Annotated in this window: 28 protein-coding genes; 18 read left to right on the plus strand and 10 right to left on the minus strand. The window is 50.1% G+C overall.

Annotated features, from left to right (window positions below; translation table 11 throughout):
• Positions 1 to 29: 29 nt before the first annotated feature.
• From P8O70_09640 to P8O70_09685, 10 genes are all read left to right on the plus strand, one after another.
• Positions 30 to 1,031, plus strand: a complete 1,002-nt coding sequence (locus P8O70_09640) for an aspartate-semialdehyde dehydrogenase (protein ID MDG2197133.1) — start codon at positions 30 to 32, stop codon at positions 1,029 to 1,031.
• A gap of 16 nt (positions 1,032 to 1,047) precedes the next feature.
• Positions 1,048 to 1,245, plus strand: a complete 198-nt coding sequence (locus P8O70_09645) for a hypothetical protein (GenBank protein MDG2197134.1) — start codon at positions 1,048 to 1,050, stop codon at positions 1,243 to 1,245.
• A 27-nt stretch (positions 1,246 to 1,272) separates the two neighbouring features.
• Positions 1,273 to 1,611 (plus strand): PspC domain-containing protein, encoded by a 339-nt coding sequence (locus tag P8O70_09650; protein MDG2197135.1) that lies wholly within the window; start codon positions 1,273 to 1,275, stop codon positions 1,609 to 1,611.
• A gap of 46 nt (positions 1,612 to 1,657) precedes the next feature.
• A complete protein-coding gene (locus tag P8O70_09655; GenBank protein ID MDG2197136.1) occupies positions 1,658 to 2,407 on the plus strand; it encodes a uroporphyrinogen-III synthase in 750 nt (249 codons plus the stop codon).
• Positions 2,408 to 2,413: 6 nt separating this feature from the next.
• On the plus strand, positions 2,414 to 3,586 hold the full coding sequence (gene serB / locus P8O70_09660; GenBank protein MDG2197137.1) for a phosphoserine phosphatase SerB: 1,173 nt from the start codon (positions 2,414 to 2,416) through the stop codon (positions 3,584 to 3,586).
• Between the two features lie 48 nt (positions 3,587 to 3,634).
• Positions 3,635 to 4,060 carry a DUF1499 domain-containing protein gene (locus P8O70_09665; GenBank protein ID MDG2197138.1) on the plus strand — a complete coding sequence of 142 codons (426 nt, stop codon included), beginning with the start codon at positions 3,635 to 3,637 and terminating at the stop codon, positions 4,058 to 4,060.
• A complete protein-coding gene (locus P8O70_09670) occupies positions 4,060 to 4,962 on the plus strand; it encodes a succinylglutamate desuccinylase/aspartoacylase family protein (GenBank protein ID MDG2197139.1) in 903 nt (300 codons plus the stop codon). The genes P8O70_09665 and P8O70_09670 overlap by 1 nt, the downstream gene beginning before the upstream one ends.
• A gap of 10 nt (positions 4,963 to 4,972) precedes the next feature.
• Complete coding sequence (locus tag P8O70_09675) at positions 4,973 to 5,893, plus strand: hypothetical protein (GenBank protein MDG2197140.1); 921 nt, start codon at positions 4,973 to 4,975, stop codon at positions 5,891 to 5,893.
• A 12-nt stretch (positions 5,894 to 5,905) separates the two neighbouring features.
• The gene (gene ppk2, locus P8O70_09680) at positions 5,906 to 6,811 is read left to right on the plus strand and encodes a polyphosphate kinase 2 (protein ID MDG2197141.1); all 906 of its coding nucleotides are present in this window, start codon (positions 5,906 to 5,908) and stop codon (positions 6,809 to 6,811) included.
• Positions 6,812 to 7,167: 356 nt separating this feature from the next.
• The gene (locus tag P8O70_09685; GenBank protein ID MDG2197142.1) at positions 7,168 to 7,698 is read left to right on the plus strand and encodes a hypothetical protein; all 531 of its coding nucleotides are present in this window, start codon (positions 7,168 to 7,170) and stop codon (positions 7,696 to 7,698) included.
• 45 nt (positions 7,699 to 7,743) lie between these two features.
• Here the strand turns inward: P8O70_09685 and P8O70_09690 are convergent, their stop codons facing one another.
• The 6 genes from P8O70_09690 to P8O70_09715 form a co-directional block, all read right to left on the minus strand.
• Complete coding sequence (locus tag P8O70_09690; protein ID MDG2197143.1) at positions 7,744 to 9,033, minus strand: phosphopyruvate hydratase; 1,290 nt, start codon at positions 9,031 to 9,033, stop codon at positions 7,744 to 7,746.
• Positions 9,024 to 10,019, minus strand: coding sequence for a phosphotransferase (locus P8O70_09695; protein MDG2197144.1), 996 nt, complete (start codon positions 10,017 to 10,019; stop codon positions 9,024 to 9,026). Before P8O70_09695 ends, P8O70_09690 begins: the two co-directional genes overlap by 10 nt.
• Before the next feature lie 31 nt (positions 10,020 to 10,050).
• On the minus strand, positions 10,051 to 11,040 hold the full coding sequence (locus tag P8O70_09700; GenBank protein ID MDG2197145.1) for a hypothetical protein: 990 nt from the start codon (positions 11,038 to 11,040) through the stop codon (positions 10,051 to 10,053).
• A 41-nt stretch (positions 11,041 to 11,081) separates the two neighbouring features.
• Positions 11,082 to 12,125, minus strand: a complete 1,044-nt coding sequence (locus P8O70_09705) for a rod shape-determining protein (protein ID MDG2197146.1) — start codon at positions 12,123 to 12,125, stop codon at positions 11,082 to 11,084.
• A gap of 54 nt (positions 12,126 to 12,179) precedes the next feature.
• Positions 12,180 to 12,410, minus strand: coding sequence for a translation initiation factor IF-1 (gene infA, locus P8O70_09710; GenBank protein ID MDG2197147.1), 231 nt, complete (start codon positions 12,408 to 12,410; stop codon positions 12,180 to 12,182).
• A 225-nt stretch (positions 12,411 to 12,635) separates the two neighbouring features.
• Positions 12,636 to 14,492, minus strand: coding sequence for an ABC transporter ATP-binding protein (locus tag P8O70_09715; GenBank protein MDG2197148.1), 1,857 nt, complete (start codon positions 14,490 to 14,492; stop codon positions 12,636 to 12,638).
• Between the two features lie 116 nt (positions 14,493 to 14,608).
• On the opposite strand from P8O70_09715, the gene P8O70_09720 reads away from it, so the two are divergent.
• The 6 genes from P8O70_09720 to P8O70_09745 all read left to right on the plus strand — a co-directional run bounded on the left by P8O70_09720 (position 14,609) and on the right by P8O70_09745 (position 18,866).
• Positions 14,609 to 15,700 (plus strand): phosphotransferase, encoded by a 1,092-nt coding sequence (locus P8O70_09720; protein MDG2197149.1) that lies wholly within the window; start codon positions 14,609 to 14,611, stop codon positions 15,698 to 15,700.
• A 1-nt stretch (position 15,701) separates the two neighbouring features.
• Positions 15,702 to 16,172 carry a DUF2452 domain-containing protein gene (locus tag P8O70_09725; GenBank protein ID MDG2197150.1) on the plus strand — a complete coding sequence of 157 codons (471 nt, stop codon included), beginning with the start codon at positions 15,702 to 15,704 and terminating at the stop codon, positions 16,170 to 16,172.
• 57 nt (positions 16,173 to 16,229) lie between these two features.
• Positions 16,230 to 16,787, plus strand: coding sequence for a winged helix-turn-helix transcriptional regulator (locus P8O70_09730; GenBank protein ID MDG2197151.1), 558 nt, complete (start codon positions 16,230 to 16,232; stop codon positions 16,785 to 16,787).
• A gap of 3 nt (positions 16,788 to 16,790) precedes the next feature.
• Positions 16,791 to 17,198, plus strand: coding sequence for a hypothetical protein (locus P8O70_09735; protein ID MDG2197152.1), 408 nt, complete (start codon positions 16,791 to 16,793; stop codon positions 17,196 to 17,198).
• Positions 17,199 to 17,302: 104 nt separating this feature from the next.
• Positions 17,303 to 17,530 carry a hypothetical protein gene (locus P8O70_09740; protein MDG2197153.1) on the plus strand — a complete coding sequence of 76 codons (228 nt, stop codon included), beginning with the start codon at positions 17,303 to 17,305 and terminating at the stop codon, positions 17,528 to 17,530.
• 55 nt (positions 17,531 to 17,585) lie between these two features.
• Positions 17,586 to 18,866: a citrate synthase gene (locus P8O70_09745; GenBank protein ID MDG2197154.1), complete on the plus strand. Its 1,281-nt coding sequence runs from the start codon at positions 17,586 to 17,588 to the stop codon at positions 18,864 to 18,866.
• Positions 18,867 to 18,917: 51 nt separating this feature from the next.
• Here the strand turns inward: P8O70_09745 and prmC are convergent, their stop codons facing one another.
• The 4 genes from prmC to P8O70_09765 are packed head-to-tail and all read right to left on the minus strand — an operon-like array spanning position 18,918 to position 22,000.
• Complete coding sequence (gene prmC, locus P8O70_09750; GenBank protein ID MDG2197155.1) at positions 18,918 to 19,808, minus strand: peptide chain release factor N(5)-glutamine methyltransferase; 891 nt, start codon at positions 19,806 to 19,808, stop codon at positions 18,918 to 18,920.
• Positions 19,801 to 20,442 carry a hypothetical protein gene (locus tag P8O70_09755; GenBank protein ID MDG2197156.1) on the minus strand — a complete coding sequence of 214 codons (642 nt, stop codon included), beginning with the start codon at positions 20,440 to 20,442 and terminating at the stop codon, positions 19,801 to 19,803. The genes prmC and P8O70_09755 overlap by 8 nt, the downstream gene beginning before the upstream one ends.
• Positions 20,443 to 20,456: 14 nt before the next feature.
• Entirely contained in the window at positions 20,457 to 20,753 is a 297-nt protein-coding gene (locus P8O70_09760; GenBank protein MDG2197157.1) for a hypothetical protein, read from the minus strand.
• A gap of 35 nt (positions 20,754 to 20,788) precedes the next feature.
• On the minus strand, positions 20,789 to 22,000 hold the full coding sequence (locus tag P8O70_09765) for a glycosyltransferase (GenBank protein MDG2197158.1): 1,212 nt from the start codon (positions 21,998 to 22,000) through the stop codon (positions 20,789 to 20,791).
• A gap of 91 nt (positions 22,001 to 22,091) precedes the next feature.
• On the opposite strand from P8O70_09765, the gene folB reads away from it, so the two are divergent.
• Complete coding sequence (gene folB, locus P8O70_09770) at positions 22,092 to 22,505, plus strand: dihydroneopterin aldolase (GenBank protein ID MDG2197159.1); 414 nt, start codon at positions 22,092 to 22,094, stop codon at positions 22,503 to 22,505.
• Positions 22,506 to 22,623: 118 nt separating this feature from the next.
• The gene (gene nadE / locus P8O70_09775) at positions 22,624 to 24,621 is read left to right on the plus strand and encodes an NAD(+) synthase (GenBank protein MDG2197160.1); all 1,998 of its coding nucleotides are present in this window, start codon (positions 22,624 to 22,626) and stop codon (positions 24,619 to 24,621) included.
• Positions 24,622 to 24,626 lie beyond the last annotated feature (5 nt).

Raw genomic sequence — 24,626 nt, forward strand, 5'->3', positions numbered from 1 at the left:
CTCTCCCCCAACAGATCAGAAAAGGTTCGATGTCGCAGGTCGTGGCAATTGCTGGTGCAACTGGCGCCGTAGGTACAGAGTTCATAAAGCTGCTGGAACAGCGCAACTATCCGCTTCAGAAACTCAAATTGCTGGCATCAGCACGTTCGGTGGGCAAGCAATTGCGCTTTCGAGACCAGACTCTGACGGTCGAAGAGTTGCGACCAGAGGCTTTTCAAGATGTTGACGTTGCATTTTTTTCAGCAGGCGGGGGCCGCAGCAAAGAATTTGCTCCAGCAGCGGTAGAAGCGGGTGCACTGGTCATTGATAACAGCAGTGCCTTTCGTATGGAGGAAGGAGTGCCCCTGGTCGTGCCAGAGATCAATGCAGAGGCAGCCCGAAGACACAAGGGGTTGATTGCCAATCCGAACTGTTCAACGATCCAGATGGTAGTAGCTTTGAACCCACTGCATCAGGAGTCACCTTTACAGCGAGTTGTCGTCTCCACCTATCAAGCCGTCTCTGGAGCGGGTGCCAGTGGCATGCAGGAGCTGTTGGACCAAGTCCGCGACTACACCCAAGGCAAACCTCTAGCACCCCAAGCCTTTCCCAAGCAAATTCTCTTCAACCTGATCCCTCACATCGATGTCTTCCAGGAAAATGGCTACACTAAGGAAGAGATGAAGATGGTATTGGAGACGCGCAAGATCATGTCAATCCCTGAGCTCCCGATTTCAGCGACCTGTGTTCGAGTTCCGGTGCTGCGAGCCCACTCGGAGTCCATTTGGGTTGAGACGGAGACCAAGATTTCAGAGATACGAGCAAGGGAACTATTTGTCCAAGCGCCAGGAATTCAGTTGGTAGACGAACGAAAGCCTGGGGGGTACCCTGTGCCATGGGAAGCCAGCGAAACATTTGACACTTACGTTGGCCGAGTGCGAGAAGATCTATCACACCCACGCGGATTGACCTTCTGGTGTGTAGCGGACCAACTCTACAAAGGAGCAGCTTTGAACGCAATTCAGATCGCTGAGGTTCTGCTGGAAAGCTGAATCTAGAATAGGCTACTTGAACCAAGATGGTAAACGACCACACTACAACCAAATCCTGGCTTGGTTGACGAATGAATTTGAGCGCCGACCATTGGAGGAATGTGATTTCTGTCACCTACTTCAGGAACTTCAGGAACATTTGAATTCTACTGAAGAGGAGTTACTTCGTCATGGCTTTCGCAGAGCATATCGCCAGTTGGTGGAGGGTGTTTGAGATTTTGAGTTGGAGAGCGCTGTGCCCATGAATTTGCTTCTAGTGATTATCGGAGGGTTCTCACTCTTCGTTGGTTTCCTCGGAGTGTTCGCAATAATGCGCAGTGACTCAGAAGACGAGGAGTACATTCCCAAACGTTGGTTTGTTGGAGTGTGCGCAGACGTTGCTAGAATCTTGAGGGTCCACGTTGCCCTGGTGCGACTGTTGGTCATCATCTACACTCCCTTTGTTGTTGGACTCCTCTTCTATATAGTTTACTCCATACTCCTAAAGCGACGACGGCAGCGGGAAGCTGAAGTAGCTGACCAGCAGCCAGAACGTCCTCCTGCCACGATCACCAAGATTGATAGCATCCACTACGACTGAGTCTCATTTTCGATCAGCCCTGGCTCTGGTCACCCGTGAAGAACCCATGAATGGACCATTGTCTCAGGCTCTGCAATCAGTAGGAATTCGAGTTTGCCACCACCCAGTCTTGGTTACAGCGCCCCCTCCTTCTTGGAAAGTATTTGATGCTGCTTGGCATCAGCGGCAGCAGGTGGATTGGGTTGGTTTCACCAGCCAGCGGGCTGTTCGAGGGTTTTCTCAGCGCTTGGCAACACTTGGTGGGAATTTAGCTGAACTGTCTCACTGCAAAATTGCTTGCATAGGACCCTCAACAGCAGAGGCTTGGGTAGCTTTGGGAGGTCAGCCGCCGTTGGTTCCAGAGGTTTTCCACGCTGAGGCCCTGGGAGCAGCGATACTACAAACAGGTATAGCCTCCGGTCATTGTTGTTGGTTACCGCAGGCACTGCAGGTCCGTGAAGTCCTAGGGGTACTTCTCCGAGAAGCTGGCATCAAGGTACTAGCAACGCCAACATATCAGATTCTTCCGGCTCCCTCTGCAGCTTCACGAGCCTGGAGAGAAATCCTTGAACAGGGTGTTGATTGGATCACCTTCGCTAGCCCTTCTGCAGTAGAACACTGGTTTGACCGGCTACCCCCGAGAGAGTGGTTACAGTTGATGCAACGTCCAAGAATTGCTTGCATCGGCCCATCGACCGCAGTGGCTGTCCGCGAACTGTCTCTGTCAGTAGATGTGACCGCTACTTCGCATAATTTCGCTGGTCTGGCTGATGCGATTGTGCACTTTCCCAAAGATCAAAACACCCCAGTTAGCTGAAAGAGCATGAATCGACAATTACTGTTGAGTTTTCAAGGACCTCATCACCCTGAAATTCTGTCGCGTCTCGGTGTACTGCTCGATAGCTGGCCTGTGCGGTTGCTGGATCTACATGGTCTGGAACAGGATCAGATTTTCTCTGGCTTATGGCAGCTGGAGTGGATCAGTGAACAAGATCCACAACTGATGGAAAAGAGTTTGTGCTCCCTGATGCAGGAATTTGACATGCAGTTCCGGCTCAGCCAAAGCGAGTCTCAGCCCAAAAGAGAACAGAAATTCATCCTGACTCTACTTGGTGAGCACCTGAGTACGAGCTTATTGGCGCAACTTCTACAACGCCTTCAGCAGGAAGAGTTGCTCGTCCATGGGCTTCAGCCACTGGAGAGTCAGCATCTGCGTGTTCTGGAGCTACAATTATGGACACATCAGCCGCTGGATCGACCACGCCTGCTCCGGGATTTACTGCCGTTGCATCAGCAACATCACGTGGATTTTGCCCTGCAACCTGAATCGCTGTTTCGGCGGCATAAGCGGCTGATTGTATTTGATGCAGACATGACGTTCATCCAGTGTGAGATTATCAATGAGATGAGTCAGCTAGTTGGTTGTGAGGCAGAAGTAAAAGTGCTGACCGAGGCAGCCATGCGTGGTGAGTTGGATTTTGAGGAGGCCTTGCGGGCCCGGGTGCGGCTGCTGAAAGGCCTTCATCGAGACGATTTGCAGTCCTTGCTTCGTCAGCTACCCTATACTCCAGGCGTACGGCGTCTAGTGCATGTACTGAAGCAACTTGGCTACAAGCTAGCGCTGCTCAGTGGTGGATTCCAACTGTTTGTTGATTATATTTGTGAGGAGTTTCACCTCGATTATGGTTTCGCCAACTCATTGGAATGGCAGGATGGTCGGTTGACTGGAGAACTGCTGGGGGAGATTGTCGATGGTCAGCGCAAGGCGCAGTTGCTGCAGGAAATTGCTGCGTGTGAAGGCATTGTCCCTGAGCAGGTTGTAGCGATTGGTGACGGTGCGAATGATGTGCAGATGTTGGCGATAGCCGGTCTGGGAATCGCCTTCAATGCTAAGCCAGTATTGCAGGAACAGGCCAGTGGCCAGCTCAATCAGCCTAATCTGGATGCACTACTCTACTTCCTTGGCCTCTCTGGACAGGAGCTGGCGAATTGCTGAAAAGCTTTTCCAACTTCAGGATTCTTCATGTGGTTCTCAGGACGAATTATGTACGCTTCTTTCTCTCTGCTACTAGGTTTCTCGATCATTGGCTGTACAGGGAACCGGCCTACTGATTTAGGTTTGAAAGATGGCTATCTACGCCCTTGTCCATCTTCTCTGAACTGTGTCAACAGCATGGGTAATGAAGATGAAACACACCGAATCGAACCTTTTCGTGGTGTTTCGCTTGCGGAATTACGAGAACTACTTCAGAACGAGGAGCGTGTCGAAATCGTAACAGATCGTGAAAACTATCTGCATGTGGAATTCACGAGCCTCATCATGAGATTCGTTGACGATGTGGAGTTCTTTTCAGTTGCAGAGGAACAGGTGATTCATGTACGTTCGGCTTCGCGCTTGGGTCGCTCTGATTTGGGAGCCAACCGTCGTCGGGTGGAAGGATTGCGCATGAAGCTGTTGGGAGGCAAGTGATGGTTCGTTTTGAAAAGGAGACCGTACCGGTTCACCAAACTGCAAGTGGTGCATGCTATGAAATCGATGTGTATCGCTATGGTCCCCCCAACCCTACAGAGACCGTATATCTGCAGGGTGGCTTGCATGGTATTGAACTGACGGGCATCCCTGTTCTTTACGAGTTCATGAAGCTGGTTGAAGAGGCTCAGTTGCCTCATCGGATCATCTGTGTACCGCAGTCGAATCCAATGGGACTGGATAGTCAGGTCATGGGGGTACAGACAGGCTATAATAACCTGCACACCAATCAGCAAAACTGTTGGAACTGGAACAGAATTGGACAATTACGAGGTGATGGTAGCCAGGAAGGAGAATGGGTAGAACTATTGCTGAACCTGACCGAGCCAGCAGATACTGTTCTGGATCTGCATACTGCGGGTGCTGAGACAGCGCCACATGTTTATGCCCATGTAAGCCAGGTCAAGCAGGCTCAGTGCTTGGGATTGCCACATATTTTGGCTTGGGAACAGCATTCCACCAGCTTCTGTGATACCTGTCAGCAACTTGGCAAGGTTGCACTTACCTTGGAATTGTCTGCAAGCCGTGCGATTAATGGTGAAGACATAGAGCGTGGAATTCAAGCCTTGCAGCGATATTTCGGTATGTTACCCAAGGCCCCAGCAGCTCGAGTCTGGTCGATTCGTGGACACCTCAAACGCTGGCTGTCACCGAGTGGGGGTGTGCTGACCTGGCATCGGCGAGCTGGAGAGTACATCCAACAAGGAGAACCACTGGCTACATTATACACTCGACAGGGTAAGCAGGAACTAGCCTCACCCTACAGTGGTTTGTTATTGTTGAAGAATCCAACTCATGCACCTCATGAGCGTCAGGAGTTAGCTAAGTTCTTGTTGGAGTAGGCTGGATTCAATGAGTGAGTTGATACCTTCCAAGCGGGAGATCCGACAGCGTGTAGAGTATGGAGCCCTTGTTTTAGCCCAACGATTGGCCGTACTCACCCGAAAACCTCAATTGGGATGGTGGGAACATGGTTTTGCCAAGCTGACCTACCAACGACTGAAGATTTATCGGAAGGTGGTTGAACCGAATCTGCGTATTGCCTTTGCGAATTGGGCTGAAGAGGACCGTGTTCAACTTGCTTATGACAACTATCGATGGTTTGCACGATTTACGCTGGACTTGTTGCGTATGTCCGACTGGATTGGACGGACAGAGAGCATCTGTGAGGTGCGCAATCCAGAGATTTTGTGCGAGGCATTGGCAGAGGAGCGAGGTGTAATTCTAGCGTCAGGTCATTTTGGTAACTGGGAGATCATCTGCCCTCGGTTGGCTGAAGCTGGCTTTCCAGTGTCACTCTATGTTGGTGCTCAGACCAATCCAAGCTCCGATGACAACCAGAACACGTTGCGTGCTAGTTTTGGAGTGGAGACGATTGGTCGTAGCCGTCAGGCGCCATTGCGCATCCGTCGTGCACTAGAGAACAATCGGGCCATCACTATCATTGTTGACCAGAATGACAACAAATCCGATCTCTTTGTCGATTTTTTTGGTAAGGCAGCCTCGATGAGCAAAGGGCTCGGAAGCTTCCATTATCTTAAACAAAGTCCGGTTCTTTTCACTACCTGTACCTACCAAGGTGATCGCTGTTTGCTTGAGTTCCAACGGTTGGAATGTCCACACAGCGGCGATAAGGAAAGAGACCTGCAACAGACGTCGCAGGCCTTCACCACCGCAATGGAGGCGGCGATTCGTCGTCATCCAGAGCAGTACTTCTGGATGCACCGTCGTTGGCGCAAGCGTCCGGCGTATGATCCGCAACCTGTCTACTAAGGGAGACCAGCAATGGGCAAGAAAGCTGACAAGAAGAAGGAACAACGGGGACAACAAGACGTTGCAAAGGTGGTTAAGAAGGCAGATACACCCCCTACGGTAGAAGAAGTTCCTCGTATGGATGTACATATTAAGCATGAGAGATTAAACAAGTCTTTCTACGAGTCAGAGTTGGTGAGACTACAACTTGAGTTGGTTAAGTGGCAGACTTGGATCAAGCAGAAGGGACTCAAGGTTGTCATGTTATTTGAGGGGCGTGATGCAGCTGGTAAAGGTGGTGTGATCAAGCGCATTACCGAACCACTGAATCCACGGGGCTGTCGGGTGGTAGCGTTGGGAACACCGACGGAGAAGGAAAAGACACAATGGTACTTTCAGCGCTATGTGCGTGAGTTACCGGCTGCAGGAGAGATTGTTATCTTTGATCGCAGTTGGTATAACCGGGCTGGTGTTGAGCGGGTAATGGGCTTTTGTACCGATGAGCAGTACGAAGAGTTTCAGCGCAGTTGTCCAGAGTTTGAGCGAATGCTGATCCGCTCTGGAATTACTCTGCTCAAGTATTGGTTCTCAGTCAGTGATGAAGAACAAGAGCGACGCTTTCATGATCGAGCCAAAGATCCGGGCAAGCGCTGGAAACTGAGCCCAATGGATATGGAGTCAATCTCTCGCTGGGTCGAGTATTCCAAGGCCAAGGATACGATGCTCAACTTCTCAAATATTCCAGAAGCTCCTTGGTTTGGAGTAGAGGGTGATGATAAACGCCGTGCTCGACTCAATTGTATTCATCATGTCCTGAGCAAAGTGGATTACAAAGATGTCCTGCCATCTGTAATCAAGGTTCCAGAGAGACCGCCGCTACCGAAGGATTATCAGCGTCCTCCACGAGAGGAGCAATTTCATGTACCAGAGGTGTACTAGGGTCCTGTTGGACCTCTGTTGGGTTTGTTGGTCGGGGACAGAGATGTTCCTGACCTTCACATTGCTGTCTGCTAGGAATACTGTGGGAATATAGAACAGTTAGTACAATTAAGTCGCCAGTCGACAAAATAGAAAAAGTGCTAACCCATAGGTCAGAGCAATTTTGTCTGATGAGATTGAGACAAAAATATTTCTTTGAAAAAAGCTACGTAATTCAGATCAAGTTGATTTTAACACATTCTAAAAAATCAGTCACAAAACCAAGGGAAAGGTGATCTGCGAAAAGTCTGTTGATGGAATGGGCTCGGAGTCTAGCAGAGCTTTAAAACAAATATTCAGGATCAATGAGAGGTAACATGGTTATAAAGATTAAGTGCTTCGTCTGCGATGGCCTGACATTAGATGATCTGGAATGTCGGATTTGCGAAGGCAAGGGACAAATTGAGAGCTTGTTGAAACTCAGTGTTGAGGACTTGAAAATCTGGGCAGAACGGTTGCAGCAGCAGCAACAAGAACTGGATGCCCAACACCATGAAATCCATGAGATGGAAAATCGTCTAGTGCAGCGCGAGGAGAAAATTCAAAACAAGGAAGAGGAATTGGAGCGCATGAGAGCGGATCTGGATAACTCTCTGGACGCCTATGAACTCTACAATGACAAGTACAAGGAGTTGAACGACCACTACTTGTCGAAGGTTAGAAAATTACAGTCTGAGATGAGTAAAAGAAACGAGGAATTTCAGCAGTTGAGCAGACAGATCACCAACTCCGGAGCGCCCAGCAGTGATCAGGACCAAGCAGCGATTATGCGAGAATTAGTCGTTTCACTGAGCAAACTGATTACCGAACTTGAAAAGAAAGAAGATTTTCTACTCCCTCCCCAATGAGTTTATAGTGCATTCGATGCACTAAGTGTCACATTGTTATTCCATTCAGAAATTCTGCTGATACCAAGGAAACCAATTCTTTGGTGGCAGTTGAGTAGATCCTAAAGCCTCCCCAATCCTCAAAGCCTCATTCCACTTCGCCATCCGTTCTGAGCGTGAGAATGAACCGACCTTCAATTGAGCGGCTCCCCAACCTACAGCCAGGTGCACAATCGCTACATCTTCGGTCTCTCCAGAACGAGCCGAGACAACGGCTTGCCATCCTGCAGCATGCGCAGCATCCAAGGCGGCCTTGGTTTCAGTCAGAGTTCCAGCTTGATTCGGCTTGACCAGCAAGGCATTACAGGATTGATGGGTTGCAGCTTGCTGAACCCGGCTGGCATTGGTCACCAGAAAGTCATCACCAATGACTTGAACAGGACGTCCCAGAGCCGGAAGTACCGCTTTCCAGTCATCATCTTCAGCAAGGGGATCTTCCAAGGAGATGATCGGGTAGTGTTTCAGCCAGTTCTTCAGGAGCTCCAGCATCTCTATACGATTCAGCACACGTTGATCTCGGCTGAGACGATAGCTGCCTGATTGCCCAAATTCAGAAGCAGCCACATCCAGAGAAATCGCTAAGTCTTGACCTGGTTTGAAGCCTGCAACTTCAATGGCTCTGACACTCCACGCCAGTGCTTCTTCATTGCTAGAAAACTGGGGCCACCAACCACCTTCATCAGCTACACCAGCCAAGAGCCCACTTTCACGTAATAGCTCACCAGCTGTACGGTATACTTCGGCCGTCCATTCCAATGCTTCGCCAAAAGTTTGGGCACCTACCGCAATCAGCATGAAATCCTGAATGTCAATTCGTCCAGCTGCATGTGCACCACCACCAAACAGCTGAATTTCAGGTAAAGGTAGGTAGGCTGGGATGCCTGTACAGAGTGACTGCCAGAGTGGTTGCTGCTGATGGGCTGCTTGAGCTTGGGCGAATGCTAAGGAAGTGGCTATGAGACTATTTCCACCAAGTCGCGATTTGTTAGGGGTTCCATCAAGCTCAATTAATTCTTGATCTAGTTTGGCCTGGCTAGTGAAGTACTTCCCCTGCAGATTTTCGGCAATTTCTCCGTTTAGTAGACTGAGTGCGTTACGCACACCAAAGCCACCTAGTGCTGAACCTCCATCACGCAAGTCAACAGCTTCAGCCGAACCCCTAGATGCTCCAGCTGGGGCAACGCCTCGACCAAAAGAACCGTCTGACAACCACAAATCCACTTCGACTGTCGGTCTACCGCGGGAATCCCATACTTGGCGACCGTGCAATTTGGCGATAGTGGTGTCTAGGCCCATACGTTTCTCCAAGCGTTACAAATGTCAGCTAAATTTCTGGGAGCTTTTCGAAGGAGAGGAAAAGCAACACTGTGAACTAACTCTCGATGTGCCTCTGTTTGTAGATACTCGACAGGCGATTTACCATCAACCCTAGCTAACAGTAAGCCAGGTAGCAATGCGGCAGTTCGGGTCTCAAGCTCTGCGGGTGATTCCCAGTCCACTTGCTCTAGATAGGTTTGTTGCAACATTGTAAAGCTTTCCTGCAGAATCGGCAGACGATCAGGCTGGACAATGGTTTTCAGCAGCAGGTGATTCAGACAGAACGCCAAGTCAAAAGCTGGATCGCCGTACCAAGCACATTCTGCATCCAGAAAGACAGGTCCTTGAGGTCCCTCCAGAATATTTTTGGGGCTGACATCTCCATGAACAAGTGTGAGTTTTTGATGAGCAGTTTTGTCTGCAAGGCTCTGTAGAATAGTAGTGAATTCGGAATGACGAAGGGCTGTTGCTCGCAGGTAGGGTTCCAGTCGGAGTTGTTCAAAATTGGAACCTGTTGCAAAAGCATCAGCAAGGTCTGAACGGTGAGCTGTGGCTGAATGAATTTTTCCAAGCCGTTCTCCTACTTGGGCTGCAAACGTAGGTTTGATCCGCCCTTCCAGTAATTCGGTTTTCCAAAGGGGATGCTGTTCAGGATCCAGATATTCCATGGCGAACAGGAGAGCAGCATCGTCTGCCGCCAAAACTTGAGGAGCACTGCCAGGAACAATCTGATGAGCTAGTTGATACCAGTGGTGTTCGTATCGATTACGATCCAGTGGTGCAAACCAATCTTGAGCTACCTTCAGCTTGGGCAAGGCCCGTTTGACGCAGAAGCGTCGTTGTTTCGTTTCCAGGAGCCAGATGTCTGAAGAAACACCACCGGTCAGGGGTGTGGCCTGGAAATCTTGCCCAATTTGGAGTAGCCCCAAAATTTCAAGGGAACTTCTCAAGTCCGTTGGTAGCATCTCCACTCTGGGGGCGTTGGTTAGGAGGGCTTTAGTTGACTTTGTTCAAAGGGAAGGTTTTGTCGTAAACTCGCTGCTTTTTCGCATTCCAAGCCACCACTCGTAGTAGGGAACTCTTGTCCCAATTTTTAAACTCTGCCCGAACGTTCTTGAAATTCCGGATGGCAAAAGGATCAGCAAAATGGTCTGTGATTTTTACTGGAGTAACTGCATCATCAGCAGACACTAGGAAGGTCTGTAGGAACCCAGTCTGACGCTTGCGATCACGGTTGCTCAGTTGGAAGCGAATATTGAGCTGTCCGTTGCGGTTGTTGAGTTGTATTTTCTCTATAGCTATGGGACTTGGGCCAGCAAGTGCTGGTGAACGGGTAGTTGGAGTTGAGACCAAGGTTTGTGTTGGTTTTTCAACAATCTTGGGAATGGCTGCCAGTTGCTTTTGTAAACTGAGGATCTGCTTCTGTAGTACAGCACCCTGTGTCTGCTGCTGTACTAGCTCTTCATTTAGGGAAGTCAGGTTGTCCTGCAAAATAGTACGCTGAATCTCCAGTTGTTGATGGCTCTCTTGCAGTGAGGCATAACGAGCGATTTCATCTGTGAGTTGAACGTCCAACTCAATCAGCTGGACCTGCTGATCATTGGTTTCTGACTGCAGTTGCTCGATACGCAATTGCTGAGCTTCGATGGTTTCCTGCTGTCGCTGGTTTTTCTGGAGCAGTTCTTCGGGATCAGGGCCATTGCTGTAAATCGCTTGTCGCATCTCCAGAGTTCCCCGATCCACCACACGCTCCCGCAGATCTTCAATCACGCTCCGCATTTTTTCGTTGCGCTCATTCTCTGTGGCATAACGTTCCTCCCAGCCTCCAACGACCTGCAGATGCCAGATGCTTTGGTAGAGCAGAGCTGCTGCCAGCCCGATCAGCAATAGGACAGTCGAGGTGAGGATCAGCTTGAGTGTCTTTGCGCGAATCTGCCAGGTTCGGTTGGTACCGACAATGTAGATGGAGGTATCGGGTGTGCTCACAAAATCTCCTTGCAGAAAGAGCGGACAACGCCAGGATTCATTCAGTCGAGAGCGATGGAGGCCAGCAGTTCCATCTGATCAAGCATTGCACCGGTTCCCTTGACCACTGCATCCAAAGGATCCTCAGCATAGAAGACGGGCAATCCTGTTCGTTCGCGGAGCAGGACATCCATGCCATGAAGCAGTGAACCTCCACCAGCTAGCACGATGCCTTTTTCGATGATGTCAGCCGCCAATTCTGGTGGTGTCTGCTCCAGCGCAACCCGGATTGCATGGACGATGCTATCGCAGATTTCTTTGAGACAGAAGCGGATTTCTTCGTCATTGACCAGCAGAACCTTCGGGTTGCCACCAACTTGATCCCGTCCCTTGACTTCTAACTGTAGCGGTTGGGAACGTGGAGCAGCAGAGCCAATGTTGAGCTTGAGTTCTTCTGCGGTTCGTTCACCAATCAGTAGATTGTACTTCTGTTTCAGGTACTGAACAATAGCCTCATCCATCTTGTCACCAGCCATGCGTAGCGAACTACTGTAAACGATTCCGGCCATCGAGAGAACGGCAACTTCAGTCGTACCACCACCAATGTCAACAACGAAGTTCCCGCTAGGTTCAGCAATCGGCAGTCCTGCACCGATAGCCGCTGCCATTGGCTCCTCAATCAGGAATACCTCACGGGCTCCTGCAGAGAGAGCAGATTCACGCACAGCCCGTTTTTCGACTTGGGTGATGCCAGAAGGGACTGCGATAACAATACGTGGTTTGAAGCGCAGGAATCCCTGGCGCTGCTGCACATGTTGAATAAAATGACGCAGCATCTGCTCAGCCACATCAAAGTCGGAGATGACCCCGTCTTTCAGCGGCCGGATCGCCATGATCGTGTCTGGTGTCTTACCAACCATTTCCTTGGCTTCACGTCCAACGGCCAACACCTTGAGAGCCCCTCGTTGATCTCGCTTGACAGCAACTACCGAGGGCTCACGAATGACAATCCCAGCTTCACGCAAAAAAACCAAGGTATTGGCAGTACCAAGATCAATAGTGAGATCTTCTGCAAACCAATTTGAGAGCTTTTTCCGTCCAAACATGCGTTTCTCGTCAGGGGCAGAAGTGGCAGGGACAGGAAAGGTAGATAGGGAGGGCTAGCTGGATTTTTGTACGATTTTTTCCCGACGGACAATGCGTCCTCGGCTCAGGTCATAGGCAGACAGTTCAATGGTAACCTCGTCTCCAGGCAAAACACGGATCTTGTGCATCTTCATCTTGCCAGAGAGATGACCAATCACCACATGCTCGTTTTCCAACTGCACACGAAAAATGCCGTTGGAGGAGTCAACCACGATGCCCTTCAGTTCCAGTTTGTCGTCGCTCAAATGCCTCCATTGTTAGGGGAAAACCTGTTTGTCAGGGTAGTGCATGCCGACCTGAGTATAAATAGACGGCAATTTCTGACAACAAAGCAGGTTCTTTGACAGTAAACCAACAAGTTTACAGCGATTTTGCACTTCCTTCAAGCGTGCACTGCAAGATTCTCCGCACTTTGGGCAAAGTCGTTGGTTGAGGAGAGAATTTTAGATCAATATAAGGTGCTTAGTTCTTCAGGATGTTTCATGCTGTAGTGCCCACATCTCCTGGTAGTAGCCGGGTTGTTGAAGTAGTTCCGCATGGGTTCCCTGGGCTACAATCCGCCCCTCATCCAGAACGAGGATCCAATCTGCTTTTTCCACTGCTTTGACCCGATGGGAGACAATCAGTAAGCTCTTTGCTTGTCTGCGAGCAAAGATTTGCTGAAGTAGGTAGCGCTCAGTCTCGTAGTCCACTGCCGAGAGGACATTGTCCAGAATCAGTAGATCACAGGATGTGGCCATTGCTCGGGCCAAGCTGATTCGTTGTTTCTGGCCACCAGAAAGTAGGATACCCTTCTCACCGACAATGGTCTGTTCCTGCAGCGGGAATTTATCGACTTCCTCCTGGAGTGCAGCTTGTTGGAGCAAACTGGGAAAATGTTCCTGCCAGTCGTCAGGCTGATCCTCAATCGCAAACGCAATATTGTTCTCTACTGTATCGGAAAAGAGGAATGGCTCCTGAGTCACTGTCCGGATGCCGTGACGTAAGTCCTGGTAGGTCAAGTGATTGATGTCGATGCTATTGAGACGAATTTGTCCGTCTTCAGCGACTAGATAGCGATTAATGCAGTTGACGAGAGTTGATTTACCGGAACCAATCCGGCCCAGGACACCAAGCGTTTGACCAGGCTTTAGGTGGAAGTTGATGTCCTGCAAAACCCAGGGTCGATCCTCGGCGTAGCGGAATCGGAGATTACGCACAGTGAGCCCGTCCTGAAATAGGCTCTTTTGTTGTACTTCCGGAAGAGACTGGCGACCTGCAAAAGGCTCTGGTTGTTGAAGCACGGACTGGACACTGGCGAGCCCAACCATTCCTTGTTGGAACATGGTGGTAACCCAACCCAGCCCCATCAGTGGCAATGTCAGCAGTGTGGTGTAAGCAATGAATGCGGTTAATTCACCAACTGTGAACTCCTCTTCCAGCACCATCATTCCCCCAAAGAGCAGCACCACCACTTGGAGGATATTGGCTAGGTTCATCAGTACGGGCATGATGAAAGAGCGAATCCAGGCGATGTTCAAGGAGCGCTCCGTCAGGTTTCGATTATCTTTGTCAAAGCGCTCCTGGCTCCAAGCCCCAAGATTATTGCTACGGATCACATCAATTCCATTCAAGGAAGCTACTGTGAAGCCAGAGAGATTCTGAAGATCCGTTTGCCGTGTCCGCATGTTGTTAACCAAAAAGCGCATACCAATCCGGACGATGGAGAAGACAATCAGGATCGGAATGACGCAGTAGAGCGTTAGTCGTGGTGAAAGCTGGAACATCATCAGAGGAGTCAGCGAGAGTGCGCTGGCAATATTGAAGACCTGCATGAAACCAAAGCCACAGATCATACGAATTCCATGGATATCGTTGTTGACTCGAGAAATGATCGTACCGCTGGGATTCTTATCGTAGTAGTCCCGTTGTAGTTGCATCAGCTTGGTGAACATGTCGTTCTTCACCTGGCACTCAATCGCACGCCCGGGATTGAAGAAGAGTAGGCGTGACAGTGTGCGAATGAAAACCATGCTGACCGCAAGTATGAGCATGATCCAAAGGTATTCATTGAGTAGATCGTATTGCCCATTTAGATCGCTTGAAAGCAGGTCGATACTAAGTTGAACATATTCTGGAATGCTGACCGCCAGCCAATTGGTGAGGAAAGTGGTGAAGATGCCGATTGTGTAGGAAGCCCAGTGCTGTCGGAGGTAATGGACCAGCAGAAGGTACTTGTTGTGCACCCAGTCGCTGTCCAGCACGGAAGCGGTGGAAGTGCCTCCACGCTCATTGAGTGTGTTGGAGGGAATTAGCGTGCGGACCAGGCGTCCAAGGGTTGCTTGCATCAAGTTTCTTTTAGAGATGGGAAAGAGTCAGTTGGAAGCAATTTTACCTTTTAGTTTAAAAAGGCTAACATCGGAAAGATTGTAAAAACCAGCCAGAACTCGTTGCACCAAGCCTTATGACTGACCCTCTGCTCCCTCTTTTGGAACAATTGGCGGCTCACCACTTACCTTCATTATTTGCTCCGCCTGTTGCCCTGCGTGGTGATGGGTCAGATCGACAGATTTATCGATTCTCTGCGGGAAACGGACGTTCATGGATTGGTGTTACCAATCCAGCCCAGGACGAAAACCGAGCTTTTTTGACAATGTCCCGTCACTTTCGAAAGCAGGGCATCTCTGTCCCTGAAATTTATGCGGAAGATCGGCAGCAACTGGTCTACCTGCTTGAGGACCTGGGTGATCAGACACTAGCCGACTGGCTGACGAATCTGGATCCGAGTGTGTCCGAAGCTGCCGTGCGCATCCGAGAGGTCTACCAAGAGGCGCTCGAGGTGCTAATCCAAATGCAAACCAAGGGAATAGTTGGCTTTGATCGCAGCTGGTGCCACGCTGCTCCTGAATCGAACACAGCACTCTTCCAAGCGGACCTCCAATACTTTCGTCAAAGATTCTGGGAAGCCTTTGTACCCAATAGTCCTGTTACTGTAACTCTGAGCGAAGAACTATCGACGCTGGCTGAAACTGTGGGTAGGCTGCCAAGAACGGTGTTTGTCTCACGTGACTTTCAATCCCGTAACTTGATGTGGCATTGTGATCAATTATATATGATCGATTACCAGTCGGGTGGAATTGGAGCACCACATTATGACCTAGCTGCCCTACTTCACGCTTCCAAGGCTGGATTGAATGAAGCGCTACGTGAGCAACTCCGAGACGACTACCAGGAACTTGGTGTACAGCATCGCCTAATTGATCCGAAGTATTTTACCAGCGAACTGGAGCAGTTTGTTCTGCTACGTCGATTGCGCTCCTTGGGTACTTATGGATACCTTTCAGCTATCAAGGGTAAGTGGTACTTTCTTGATTCCATCCCTGGGACTATTCGAGATGTTCACAGAATGCTGCACGAACGTCCGGCACTACATCAATGGACTGCCCTGCGTACCTTGTTTGAGGAATGGCAGAATCGCGATGAACTGCAAGATCGCGACTGGCTACAACAACAAGCACAAATGATCACCTCCCAAAACCTAAAGGAAAAACCCTAGCATGCCTCCAGCTGAAAACGACAAGCCGCTCTCTTTTGTCGAGAATCGCAACCTGCGAGAGCATCCGACAGAAACTAACGCTCCCGCCTTCCGGCCAGATCCCCTGTCTGTGGATCGCAGTGAAGCACTGGAGGCGATGAATCATCATGCACAGGAGCAGATTGATCGACTTCAGGAACAAGCCCAATTATTGCTTCGGCAGGCCCAGGAGATTGAAGCACGTGTGCGACTCGCAGAACAGATCGCCAAGGCGCAGTATCGGTTCACACCAGTGTTGCTGCAACCCTACCATCTCTACGAAGCTGCCCAATCCAATAGCCATGTTCTCAGCCTAATTGGCCCTGAGGAGTGGAGTAACTCCTGTCCTTATAGCTCCTATCTGGCTTGTGTGCGTCAGTTGGGAGATGGAACCTGGGAACCTCTGGAGCAGAGTGATTCATTCGAAACTTTCCAGACACTGCCCGCACCTTAGCCTAGCCCTTGCATCTATGTTGTTCAGAGATTGAACCAGCTATAAATACACGGATAAATGAATCAAGAAGAACAACGCACGCTCTCGCTCTTTGAGGCTGTTGATGGCAATGAGCGCATCAGCCAGCGCCAATTGGCCCAAGAGCTTGGGCTTTCCTTGGGATTGACCAACGCCTTCCTGCAAATAGTGCTTCACAAGGGTTGGGTTCGCGCTCGTCAGGTCAGTGCACGGCGCTGGGCTTACTTCCTGACACCAGAAGGCTTCCGAGAGAAAAGCCGTTTGACGATGAATTACCTGCGGCGAACGATGCATTCATTTCAGGAACTCAAAACCCTTATCCTCCAGCATTTCACTGCACTCGAGTTGCAAGGCTGCCAGCGCATTCACTTGTGCAGTGAAGGAGATCTACGAGAAATCATTCGTCTTTGCCTGCCACTTTCCAAACTGGAATTGTCTGCCTCCACGGGTCCTGATGAGTTGCTCAAGCGACCACTACCAATTCTGGCTCGGGATGAGCGGATTTTTCTGGCTGTTCTACAAGATCAAGGGCCTTTGATCCTGCATCTGCATCAAAACGGCTGGAAGGCAGGTCAACATTTTGTCTGTCTCTACTGAGCATTGGATTCAGACACCTCTACCTCACCTTCCCTCCACTTGGGGCTACTGAAGAAACTTCCCACTGAAGCACTGGCTGGCTGGGGTTGTGTGACCCCGTTTTGGGGTGGCAAGATGGCAGATCCCTTCTCAGCAGAGCAAGCGACGTTTGTGGTACAGCCAGAGGATTTGGTTGCTCTTAAGCAGTGGCTGACTACAGTTGGGCTGACCAAGCTGGAACGACAGTTGAGGGTGCTCGGCATCGAAAGAGGTAGTACTGAAGTCGCTGAGGTAATGAGCCGCCAGTTTGTTCTGCAAGGGAGCCCCAAGGGTTCCCAAGACTCCCTCTTCCTGACTGCCTGGAAAGGTTCACGTTCTCAACGCAAGTTCGCCTTCTCAAGCCGCTTGTCTTCGTCTGACGAATCAAAATAATCCCTGCCAGCTTGATGAGGAAGAATTGACTGTTGTTGGTATCTTCCTTACCGTTCCCTTCTATTTTTCAAATAGTTGCTTGTTACTTTCTGTAAGAAATAATTATGAAAGCTTGGTTGGACGAACTAGTTGATGGGATCTACCGTGGGCTTTTTGCTCTGATTGTACTGTTCGTACCTACTTTGGCGCTAGGTGAACTGGCTAAGGTGACCTTTCCAGCAGAGTATCACGGTTGGTCCTTTCTCGGATTGCTTTGCGCCTATTTCCTGCTGCTCTATCGACTGCGTCATCGATTGCCCTACTGGCGGGATGAGGAGCCAACCGACTCCTAACAGGGTTGTACTGTAAACTTATTTTCAACCGAATTCATCGAATGAAAGGATTCGCATGAGTGACAATGCACGGATTGATATCAGAGGTAAGTCAGTGGATTTACCGATTGTGGAAGGCAGTGAGGGTGAATTGGGACTGGACATCAGCAAACTGCGTGCGCAGTCCAAGGCAATCACGCTGGATCCAGGCTATGTGAACACAGGTGCGTGCACCAGTGCGATTACCTTTCTGGACGGTGAAGAGGGAATTCTACGTTATCGAGGTTATTCCATAGAGGAATTGGCAGAGCATTCCAACTTTCTGGAAGTGAGCTACCTCTTGATTTATGGTGATTTACCAACAGTGGAACAATTGGAAGAGTTCCGGTGTAACGTCACGATGCACACGATGCTTCACGAGGATTTGCGCCACATCTATGAGGCATTTCCAAAGGACGCCCATCCAATGGCGATTCTCTCATGCATTGTTTGCGCTCTCTCTACGTTCTACGATGATTTCAGCCACCGTGACCAGAGTGCGGTCGATCTCGCAGTGTGGCGACTCGTTGGCAAACTGCCCACGATTGCGGCTTGGTCATACAAGAAAAATAGTGGCCAACCCTTTGTTTATCCAAAGAACCACCTCGATTACTGTGCCAACTTCCTGAACATGATGTTCAGCGTACCGGCTGGACCTTATGAAGTTCCTGAAGTGTTTGCCAAGGCGCTCAACGTGCTCTTCATTTTACACGCTGATCACGAACAGAACTGCTCCACATCAACAGTACGCCTGGTGGGTAGTAGCCAAGCCAACCTGTTTGCTTCGATTTCATCAGGGATTGCAGCGCTCTGGGGGCCACTGCATGGCGGGGCAAATCAGGCTGTACTGGAAATGCTAATGCAGATTCAGAATGATGGCGGTGATGTGCAGAAATTTGTGAATCTTGCCAAGGACAAGAATTCAAATTTCCGCCTGATGGGTTTTGGCCACCGAGTCTATCGCAATTTTGATCCACGGGCCAAGATCATCAAGCGCTATGCCGATGAGATCCTCAAAGTTGTTGGGGTGCAGGATCCTTTGCTGGATATCGCCAAGCAACTGGAGGAGGCTGCGCTGCAAGACGAATATTTCGTTGAGCGCAAACTCTATCCAAACGTCGACTTCTATAGCGGGATCATCTACAAGGCGATGGGCTTCCCGATTGACATGTTCACCGTCCTATTTGCGATGGGACGAATGCCGGGCTGGATCGCACACTGGATCGAAATGCACAACAGTGATGCCAAGATTGGGCGCCCTCGACAGATCTACACAGGTCCAACACAGCGTTCGTATCAACAGATCAGCCAGCGCTGATTCTACCTTTTCAGGAGTCACACAATTGTGTGGCTCCATCCTATCTTTCCCTCATTTCACTCGCAGTTGTGCTACGAGAACTCGTGGATGACCTTGCAGGTCCTTACAAAATTCAACCAAGTTCCACGCCTCAGTTTCTTGAATGAGCCTGGTCAAAGCTGGTTGTTGATCGTACCCAATCTCGACAATCAGCCAACCTCCGGGTCGTAGTAGACGAGGACCTTGCTGGAGAAATTCCTGATACCAGAAAAGACCGTCTTCACCGCCATCCAGCGCCAGATGTGGTTCAAATTGGCTGACTTCAGGACTCAAACTCGTAATCTCTATAGTTCGAATGTAGGGAGGGTTACTCAGGAGTGCGTCAAACTGATGGTTCGCAGATAGAGTTGCGAAACCGTTGGACTGGAGTAATTGTAACCGATTCTGACGTGGTTCAAGGAGCAGTGAGTGCACCTTACAATTTTGCTGAGCCACTTGGAGTGCTGTCGTACTTTGTTCCAGACAAAGCCAATCCAGTTGTGTGCGTTCTGCACAGAGTGACAACGGGATAGCTCCAGTACCTGTGCCAAGTTCCAGTAGCCGTAGAGGGTGTTTGGGAAGTTGATTGAGCGCGGCCTCGATCAGCGTTTCGGTGTCAGGACGTGGAATGAGAACGCCTGGTGCAACACGCAATCGAAGAGACCAAAAATCTCGGTAGCCCAAGAGATAGGCGACAGGGCATCCTTGGCCACGCTCACGAACTATTTGTCGATAGTCCGCTCGTTCTGGTTCTGTCAGGGGCCGATCGGCTTGCAAATACAGTTGCAGGCGCTCATAACCCAGTGCATGAGCTAGTAGCATCTCTGCATCTAATCGTGCAGTAGCCAGTTGTTTTTCACGGAAGTAGTCCGTTGTCCAACGCAAAACGGCTTCAATCGTCCAGGTGTCTGGAGTTTCAGGCACGCTGGGATTCGGTTGCTCCAACTGACTCGTCGGCTTCTTCAGATGTTTCTGAGGATTCTTCTGCAGCAGCTTTGTTAGGGGTGGTTTCCTTGAGGAAGCGCCCCATCAGGCTATTCATGGCGTCTTGAACTCGCTTTACTTGCTCCATGGACTGCCCCACCAGCCGATCCGAAGTTCGTTTGGCTTCAATCGTAATCGAAGATTCCTTGACAGAAATATCCCCATTGACAGCAACCCAGACTTTCCGGCGTGTAAAAAATTCTAAATAGCCACAGATCTGAGCAATCCGGCGTCGACAATCGGACATACGTAGCTTAAGGCGTTGGCTGAAAGATTCTGACTGATCTTGTTGTTTCATCTGCAGAAAGCCTGCGATAGCCCTCTCGTAAAAGCGCTTTGCCTGCTGAAATTTCTCTTCTGTACTTTTCCACTCCAGCACAAAGGCATCCTGTTCAGCTAGGCGAAATAGGCACCAACCCTGGTTACGATACATATCGGGTGTGGTCTTGTTGCGTAATTCGGCAGATTTTCCAAATTTTTCGAGAGATTCGACAAAATGCTCTAGCTTCAACAGTTCGAATCCTTCACGATAGTATTGTTGAGATAGCTCGGGGGAAGCGGCAGGATCAGTCATGGTTGATTTAGATTTTATGGGCAAGGATAGGTGCCGGGAGGAACAATCAATTCGGGATGCCGAACAATGGTTGTCGACTGTCCTGTTGTAAAATGGTAAGTGACTCGCTCTTCAGAAATGAACAGAAACTCTGGAGCACTTTCTTCCCAGCCAGCATTGCGTCGAAACTCCCTTTCATAGACAACTCGGCAGAGATAATCAATTTGCTGCTGTTGCATGGTGGGATAGAGTAGGGAACGAGGGGATTGCTGACAAGCGCCGATAGCGAGAAGAATCAGGATGGCCAGCCAAGGGGCTTTTAGAAAAGACATGAACGTTGCCTGTGCTCAGAAACAACGGCGAGAAATCAGGAAGAAGCTTCCTGCACAGCTGTTGTTGATGGAAGCTCTTCGTCTTCAGGAATGTCTACGGGACCTGATGATTCAGGGCCAGGGTCAACGCGCCACTGACGATAGCCATATTGCACAGCATTGGCAATCTGGCGGGCGAAGCGGTCACGACCAAAGCGTTGGGTCTGCTTGCGCAGCTGAACTGGATCGAAGTCCTCCCACATCTGCTCCATTTGCTCGATTGCAGCACAGAGGGCATCAACACGGGCTTCCTTGAAAAAAATACCAGTCTGTTCGTTAACGGTTTCCAGTACACCGCCACCTGCAAAAGCTAGCACTGGAGTACCCGCTGCCTGGGCTTCCAAAGGTGTGATGCCAAAGTCATCAATCCCTGGAAAAACAAAGGCCCGAGCCTGCTGATAAAGCACTGGAAGTTCGTGAGAGGCCCGGTCTCCCAGGAATTCGATATTCGGTTCCGCAATGGATTGGCAATATTCCTGATCCTGACCCGTACCAACAATTTTCAAGGGTAGCCCCAGACGGTTGAAGGCTTCGATTGCCAAGTCAACCCGCTTATTTGGTGCGAAGGCCCCAACCATCAGGTAATAGTCCTGCTTGCTCACCGGCCCTTGTGGTACAAAGGCTTCTAGATCAACAGGTGGATAGACGACTTGAGACTCACGGTCATAATATTCCAGAATTTTTTGACGAATGTTACGACTGTTGCAGAGGAAAGTGTGTACTCGCTTGGCGCTGGACTTGTCCCATTCTCGCAGATAAGGCCGCATTGCTTCTCCACCGAGGCGCTGTAGGCGAGAGGTCTGCATTCGCCGGAAGTAGAGATCGAAAGAGTCCCAGATGTAGCGCATGGGTGCGTGTACGTAGGACAAGTGATAGGTGTTGGGTCCCACGCGAACACCCTTGGCAGCACAATGACTTGAACTGATGATGACGTCATAGTCACTGAGGTCAAAAGCTTCAATCGCTGTTGGAAAGAGCGGCAAAAAGTAGCGATAGTGCTTGATGCCCCCAGGAATGTGCTGCAGAAAAGATGTGTAGATCGGCATCTCTGCAATTGCAGGTGAGACGCTGTCTGTCTGATGCACAAGCGTGTAGAGGTCAGCCTGGGGAAAAAGTTCACAGAACACCTCTAGGCACTTTTCTCCGCCACGCATACCGGTCAACCAATCGTGAACCAGGGCAATCCTTCGACCTTCCAGTAACGCCATCCTGTTTCTTTCTGAAGATTATTGGAGTTTGTAAACCGGTGAAAGGTAACCGTCCCTGCCCAAATCTGCAACCAGAATCGTCCCTCTAACTATGCCATCTCTGACCGCTTCCAAGTGCTTCTGGATTCGTCTTCAACAACTACGCTTCCATGCCCATCATGGGGTACTACCAGAAGAAGCCACTTTGGGACAGCGCTTTGTACTGGACTTGGAGTGTGCATTCCATCCGCCATCAGAGCCTTGGACTGATGAATTGTCGCACACAGTATCTTATGCAGAGCTTTGTGAACAAATCCGTGAGCTTTGTGAACAGCGTAGATTCAAGTTGCTGGAGTCACTAGCCGATGCGATTGTTGAACGTCTCCGCGGAGAATTCCCAAAGATTGAGTACATCCGAGTCTGCCTACACAAGCCCTCTGTTCCTCTAGCAGCCTTATTGGATGAGGCTGCTGTAGAACTTCGCTGGTGTAGTGAGACATGGCCAAACTCCCTGGCTTCTTCCTGATTTCTTCAAATCCCAACTTGCTCGATCTAGTGCCTATGAAAAGGTGATACTTGCTGACCCAATCGAGATCTGATCTACTGATTTTGTTTACCTACTATCTTCTCGCTTGGAAGCAGTCATGAAACTCCGAGTTGCTGCTGCAACACTAAATCAAACCCCACTGGACTGGCCCGGTAATCTTCGCCGCATTCGTCAGGCAATTGAACAGGCACGTCAGCAAGAAGTGCAACTGCTACTGCTGCCAGAGCTTTGTTTGACCGGATATGGCTGCGAAGATGTTTTTCATGCGGAACAACTGCATGATTATGCTTGGGGTCAACTGTTGTCGCTGCTACCGCTCACCAACGAGATGGTCGTTGTACTTGGGGTGCCGTTGCGTATTCGCAAGCAGACTTACAATGCGGCAGCACTACTGGCGCACCAGCAGTTGGTGGGGCTAGTCTGCAAGCAGACGTTGCCTCAGCACGATCTGTTTTATGAACCACGCTGGTTTCAGCCTTGGATGCCAGGCAAGCAGGACCTGCTGAAGCGGGATGGCCTGCAAGTTCTGTTTGGAGATATCTGCTTTGATCTGGGGGGTGTACGAGTTGGGATGGAAATCTGTGAAGACGCTTGGGGCACCTCCCGTCCGGCGCAACGCTTGGCTTCTCAGGATGTGGATCTGATCCTCAATCCAAGCGCCAGTCCATTCAGTTTTGGTAAGATCCAGTTGCGGCAACAACTGGTCACCGAGTCTGCCCGTTCAACGGCTACGACTTACCTCTATGCCAATCTGCTGGGAAATGAGGCTGGAAGAATCATCTACGAAGGCAGCACTTTGATTGCTCACGGTCGGCAGGGAATGGTAGCATCCGGTCGTTACTTTTCCTTTACAGAATTTCAGATGACGACAGCAATTGTGGATCTGCGCCTGACACGTCTGGATCGTAGCAAGCTACCCGTTCGGGCTACATCAGAACCTTCACCTCACTGCATTTTCTGCCCGTTTTCCTGGAAATCTTTACCCATTTCTCTGAAATCCACAGCGAGATCATTGGCTCCACCTCCGAGCAAGCATGAGGAATTTACTCACGCAGTGAGCCTCGGACTGTGGGACTATCTGTGCAAAAGTCGCAGTCGTGGTTTTGTAGTTTCAGCTAGTGGTGGTGCGGATTCTTCTAGTCTGGTGGCGCTGGTTTACCTAATGTTGCGTCTTGCTGATGAGGAAATGGGCCGTACCAAGTTGGTCGAATGCCTAACAAGGCTCTGGTCAATGGACCTGCCAACCGATATTTCACTCACGGAGTTGATGTCACGCTTATTGCTAACCATCTACCAGTCAAGTGAGAATTCTTCAGCAACTACAAGGTTTGCTGCACGCACAGTTTGTGAATCGGTCGGTGCCCGACACTTCGAATACGATATTCAGCCCTTGCTGGATCAACACCATGGCTGGATGGAGCAGCAACTAGAACGACCACTGGATTGGCAACAAGACGATTTGGCCTTGCAGAACATTCAGGCTCGGGTCCGGGCTCCAGGAGCTTGGTTTCTGACGAATCTTCACGGTGCACTGCTGTTATCCACTAGTAATCGGAGTGAGGCTGCTGTGGGTTACGCAACCATGGATGGGGATACGGCAGGAGGATTGAGCCCGCTTGGGGGAATAGACAAAGCCTACCTGCGCGAATGGTTGCGTTGGTTAGAAAAAGAAGGATTGCCAACGATCGGTCCGCTGCCTTTTTTGCATTGCGTGAACGCACAGGAACCGACGGCGGAATTACGACCGCTTGCCGCCGCACAGTCTGACGAAGATGATCTGATGCCCTATCATGTGTTGGACACAATTGAGCGTGTGGCAATTCGAGAACATCGCTGGCCACTAGAAATTTGGCATGACCTGCAGGAGCGTTTTTCAGAGCTTTCACCAGTTCAGCTAGCACATTACACAGAACGCTTTTTTCGTCTCTGGTGTCGCAACCAATGGAAACGAGAGCGTCTGGCACCGTCCTTTCATTTGGACGAAGAAAATCTGGATCCAAAAACATGGTGTCGCTTTCCGATCCTTTCGGGAAACTTTGAGACTGAGTTGGAAGCCCTCAGGGCTGCCGCACACCCAACCTCCCTAGACTCGTAGGAGTA

Source organism: SAR324 cluster bacterium (assembly GCA_029245725.1).
In the GTDB taxonomy this organism is placed as follows: Bacteria; SAR324; SAR324; order SAR324; family NAC60-12; genus JCVI-SCAAA005.

What these genes read in the sequence shown, in the direction of transcription:
- P8O70_09675 (MDG2197140.1), top strand. Translation starts at nt 4,973, where the DNA reads ATGAGTGAGTTGATACCTTCCAAGCGGGAGATCCGACAGCGTGTAGAG.
- P8O70_09655 (MDG2197136.1), top strand. Translation starts at nt 1,658, where the DNA reads ATGAATGGACCATTGTCTCAGGCTCTGCAATCAGTAGGAATTCGAGTT.
- P8O70_09740 (MDG2197153.1), top strand. Translation starts at nt 17,303, where the DNA reads ATGAAAGCTTGGTTGGACGAACTAGTTGATGGGATCTACCGTGGGCTT.
- P8O70_09665 (MDG2197138.1), top strand. Translation starts at nt 3,635, where the DNA reads ATGTACGCTTCTTTCTCTCTGCTACTAGGTTTCTCGATCATTGGCTGT.
- P8O70_09690 (MDG2197143.1), bottom strand. Translation starts at nt 9,033, where the DNA reads ATGGGCCTAGACACCACTATCGCCAAATTGCACGGTCGCCAAGTATGG.
- P8O70_09640 (MDG2197133.1), top strand. Translation starts at nt 30, where the DNA reads ATGTCGCAGGTCGTGGCAATTGCTGGTGCAACTGGCGCCGTAGGTACA.
- P8O70_09725 (MDG2197150.1), top strand. Translation starts at nt 15,702, where the DNA reads ATGCCTCCAGCTGAAAACGACAAGCCGCTCTCTTTTGTCGAGAATCGC.
- P8O70_09715 (MDG2197148.1), bottom strand. Translation starts at nt 14,492, where the DNA reads ATGCAAGCAACCCTTGGACGCCTGGTCCGCACGCTAATTCCCTCCAAC.
- nadE (MDG2197160.1), top strand. Translation starts at nt 22,624, where the DNA reads ATGAAACTCCGAGTTGCTGCTGCAACACTAAATCAAACCCCACTGGAC.
- folB (MDG2197159.1), top strand. Translation starts at nt 22,092, where the DNA reads ATGCCATCTCTGACCGCTTCCAAGTGCTTCTGGATTCGTCTTCAACAA.
- P8O70_09650 (MDG2197135.1), top strand. Translation starts at nt 1,273, where the DNA reads ATGAATTTGCTTCTAGTGATTATCGGAGGGTTCTCACTCTTCGTTGGT.
- P8O70_09755 (MDG2197156.1), bottom strand. Translation starts at nt 20,442, where the DNA reads ATGACTGATCCTGCCGCTTCCCCCGAGCTATCTCAACAATACTATCGT.
- ppk2 (MDG2197141.1), top strand. Translation starts at nt 5,906, where the DNA reads ATGGGCAAGAAAGCTGACAAGAAGAAGGAACAACGGGGACAACAAGAC.
- P8O70_09705 (MDG2197146.1), bottom strand. Translation starts at nt 12,125, where the DNA reads ATGTTTGGACGGAAAAAGCTCTCAAATTGGTTTGCAGAAGATCTCACT.
- P8O70_09760 (MDG2197157.1), bottom strand. Translation starts at nt 20,753, where the DNA reads ATGTCTTTTCTAAAAGCCCCTTGGCTGGCCATCCTGATTCTTCTCGCT.
- P8O70_09695 (MDG2197144.1), bottom strand. Translation starts at nt 10,019, where the DNA reads ATGCTACCAACGGACTTGAGAAGTTCCCTTGAAATTTTGGGGCTACTC.
- P8O70_09720 (MDG2197149.1), top strand. Translation starts at nt 14,609, where the DNA reads ATGACTGACCCTCTGCTCCCTCTTTTGGAACAATTGGCGGCTCACCAC.
- serB (MDG2197137.1), top strand. Translation starts at nt 2,414, where the DNA reads ATGAATCGACAATTACTGTTGAGTTTTCAAGGACCTCATCACCCTGAA.
- P8O70_09765 (MDG2197158.1), bottom strand. Translation starts at nt 22,000, where the DNA reads ATGGCGTTACTGGAAGGTCGAAGGATTGCCCTGGTTCACGATTGGTTG.
- P8O70_09685 (MDG2197142.1), top strand. Translation starts at nt 7,168, where the DNA reads ATGGTTATAAAGATTAAGTGCTTCGTCTGCGATGGCCTGACATTAGAT.
- P8O70_09730 (MDG2197151.1), top strand. Translation starts at nt 16,230, where the DNA reads ATGAATCAAGAAGAACAACGCACGCTCTCGCTCTTTGAGGCTGTTGAT.
- P8O70_09670 (MDG2197139.1), top strand. Translation starts at nt 4,060, where the DNA reads ATGGTTCGTTTTGAAAAGGAGACCGTACCGGTTCACCAAACTGCAAGT.
- P8O70_09745 (MDG2197154.1), top strand. Translation starts at nt 17,586, where the DNA reads ATGAGTGACAATGCACGGATTGATATCAGAGGTAAGTCAGTGGATTTA.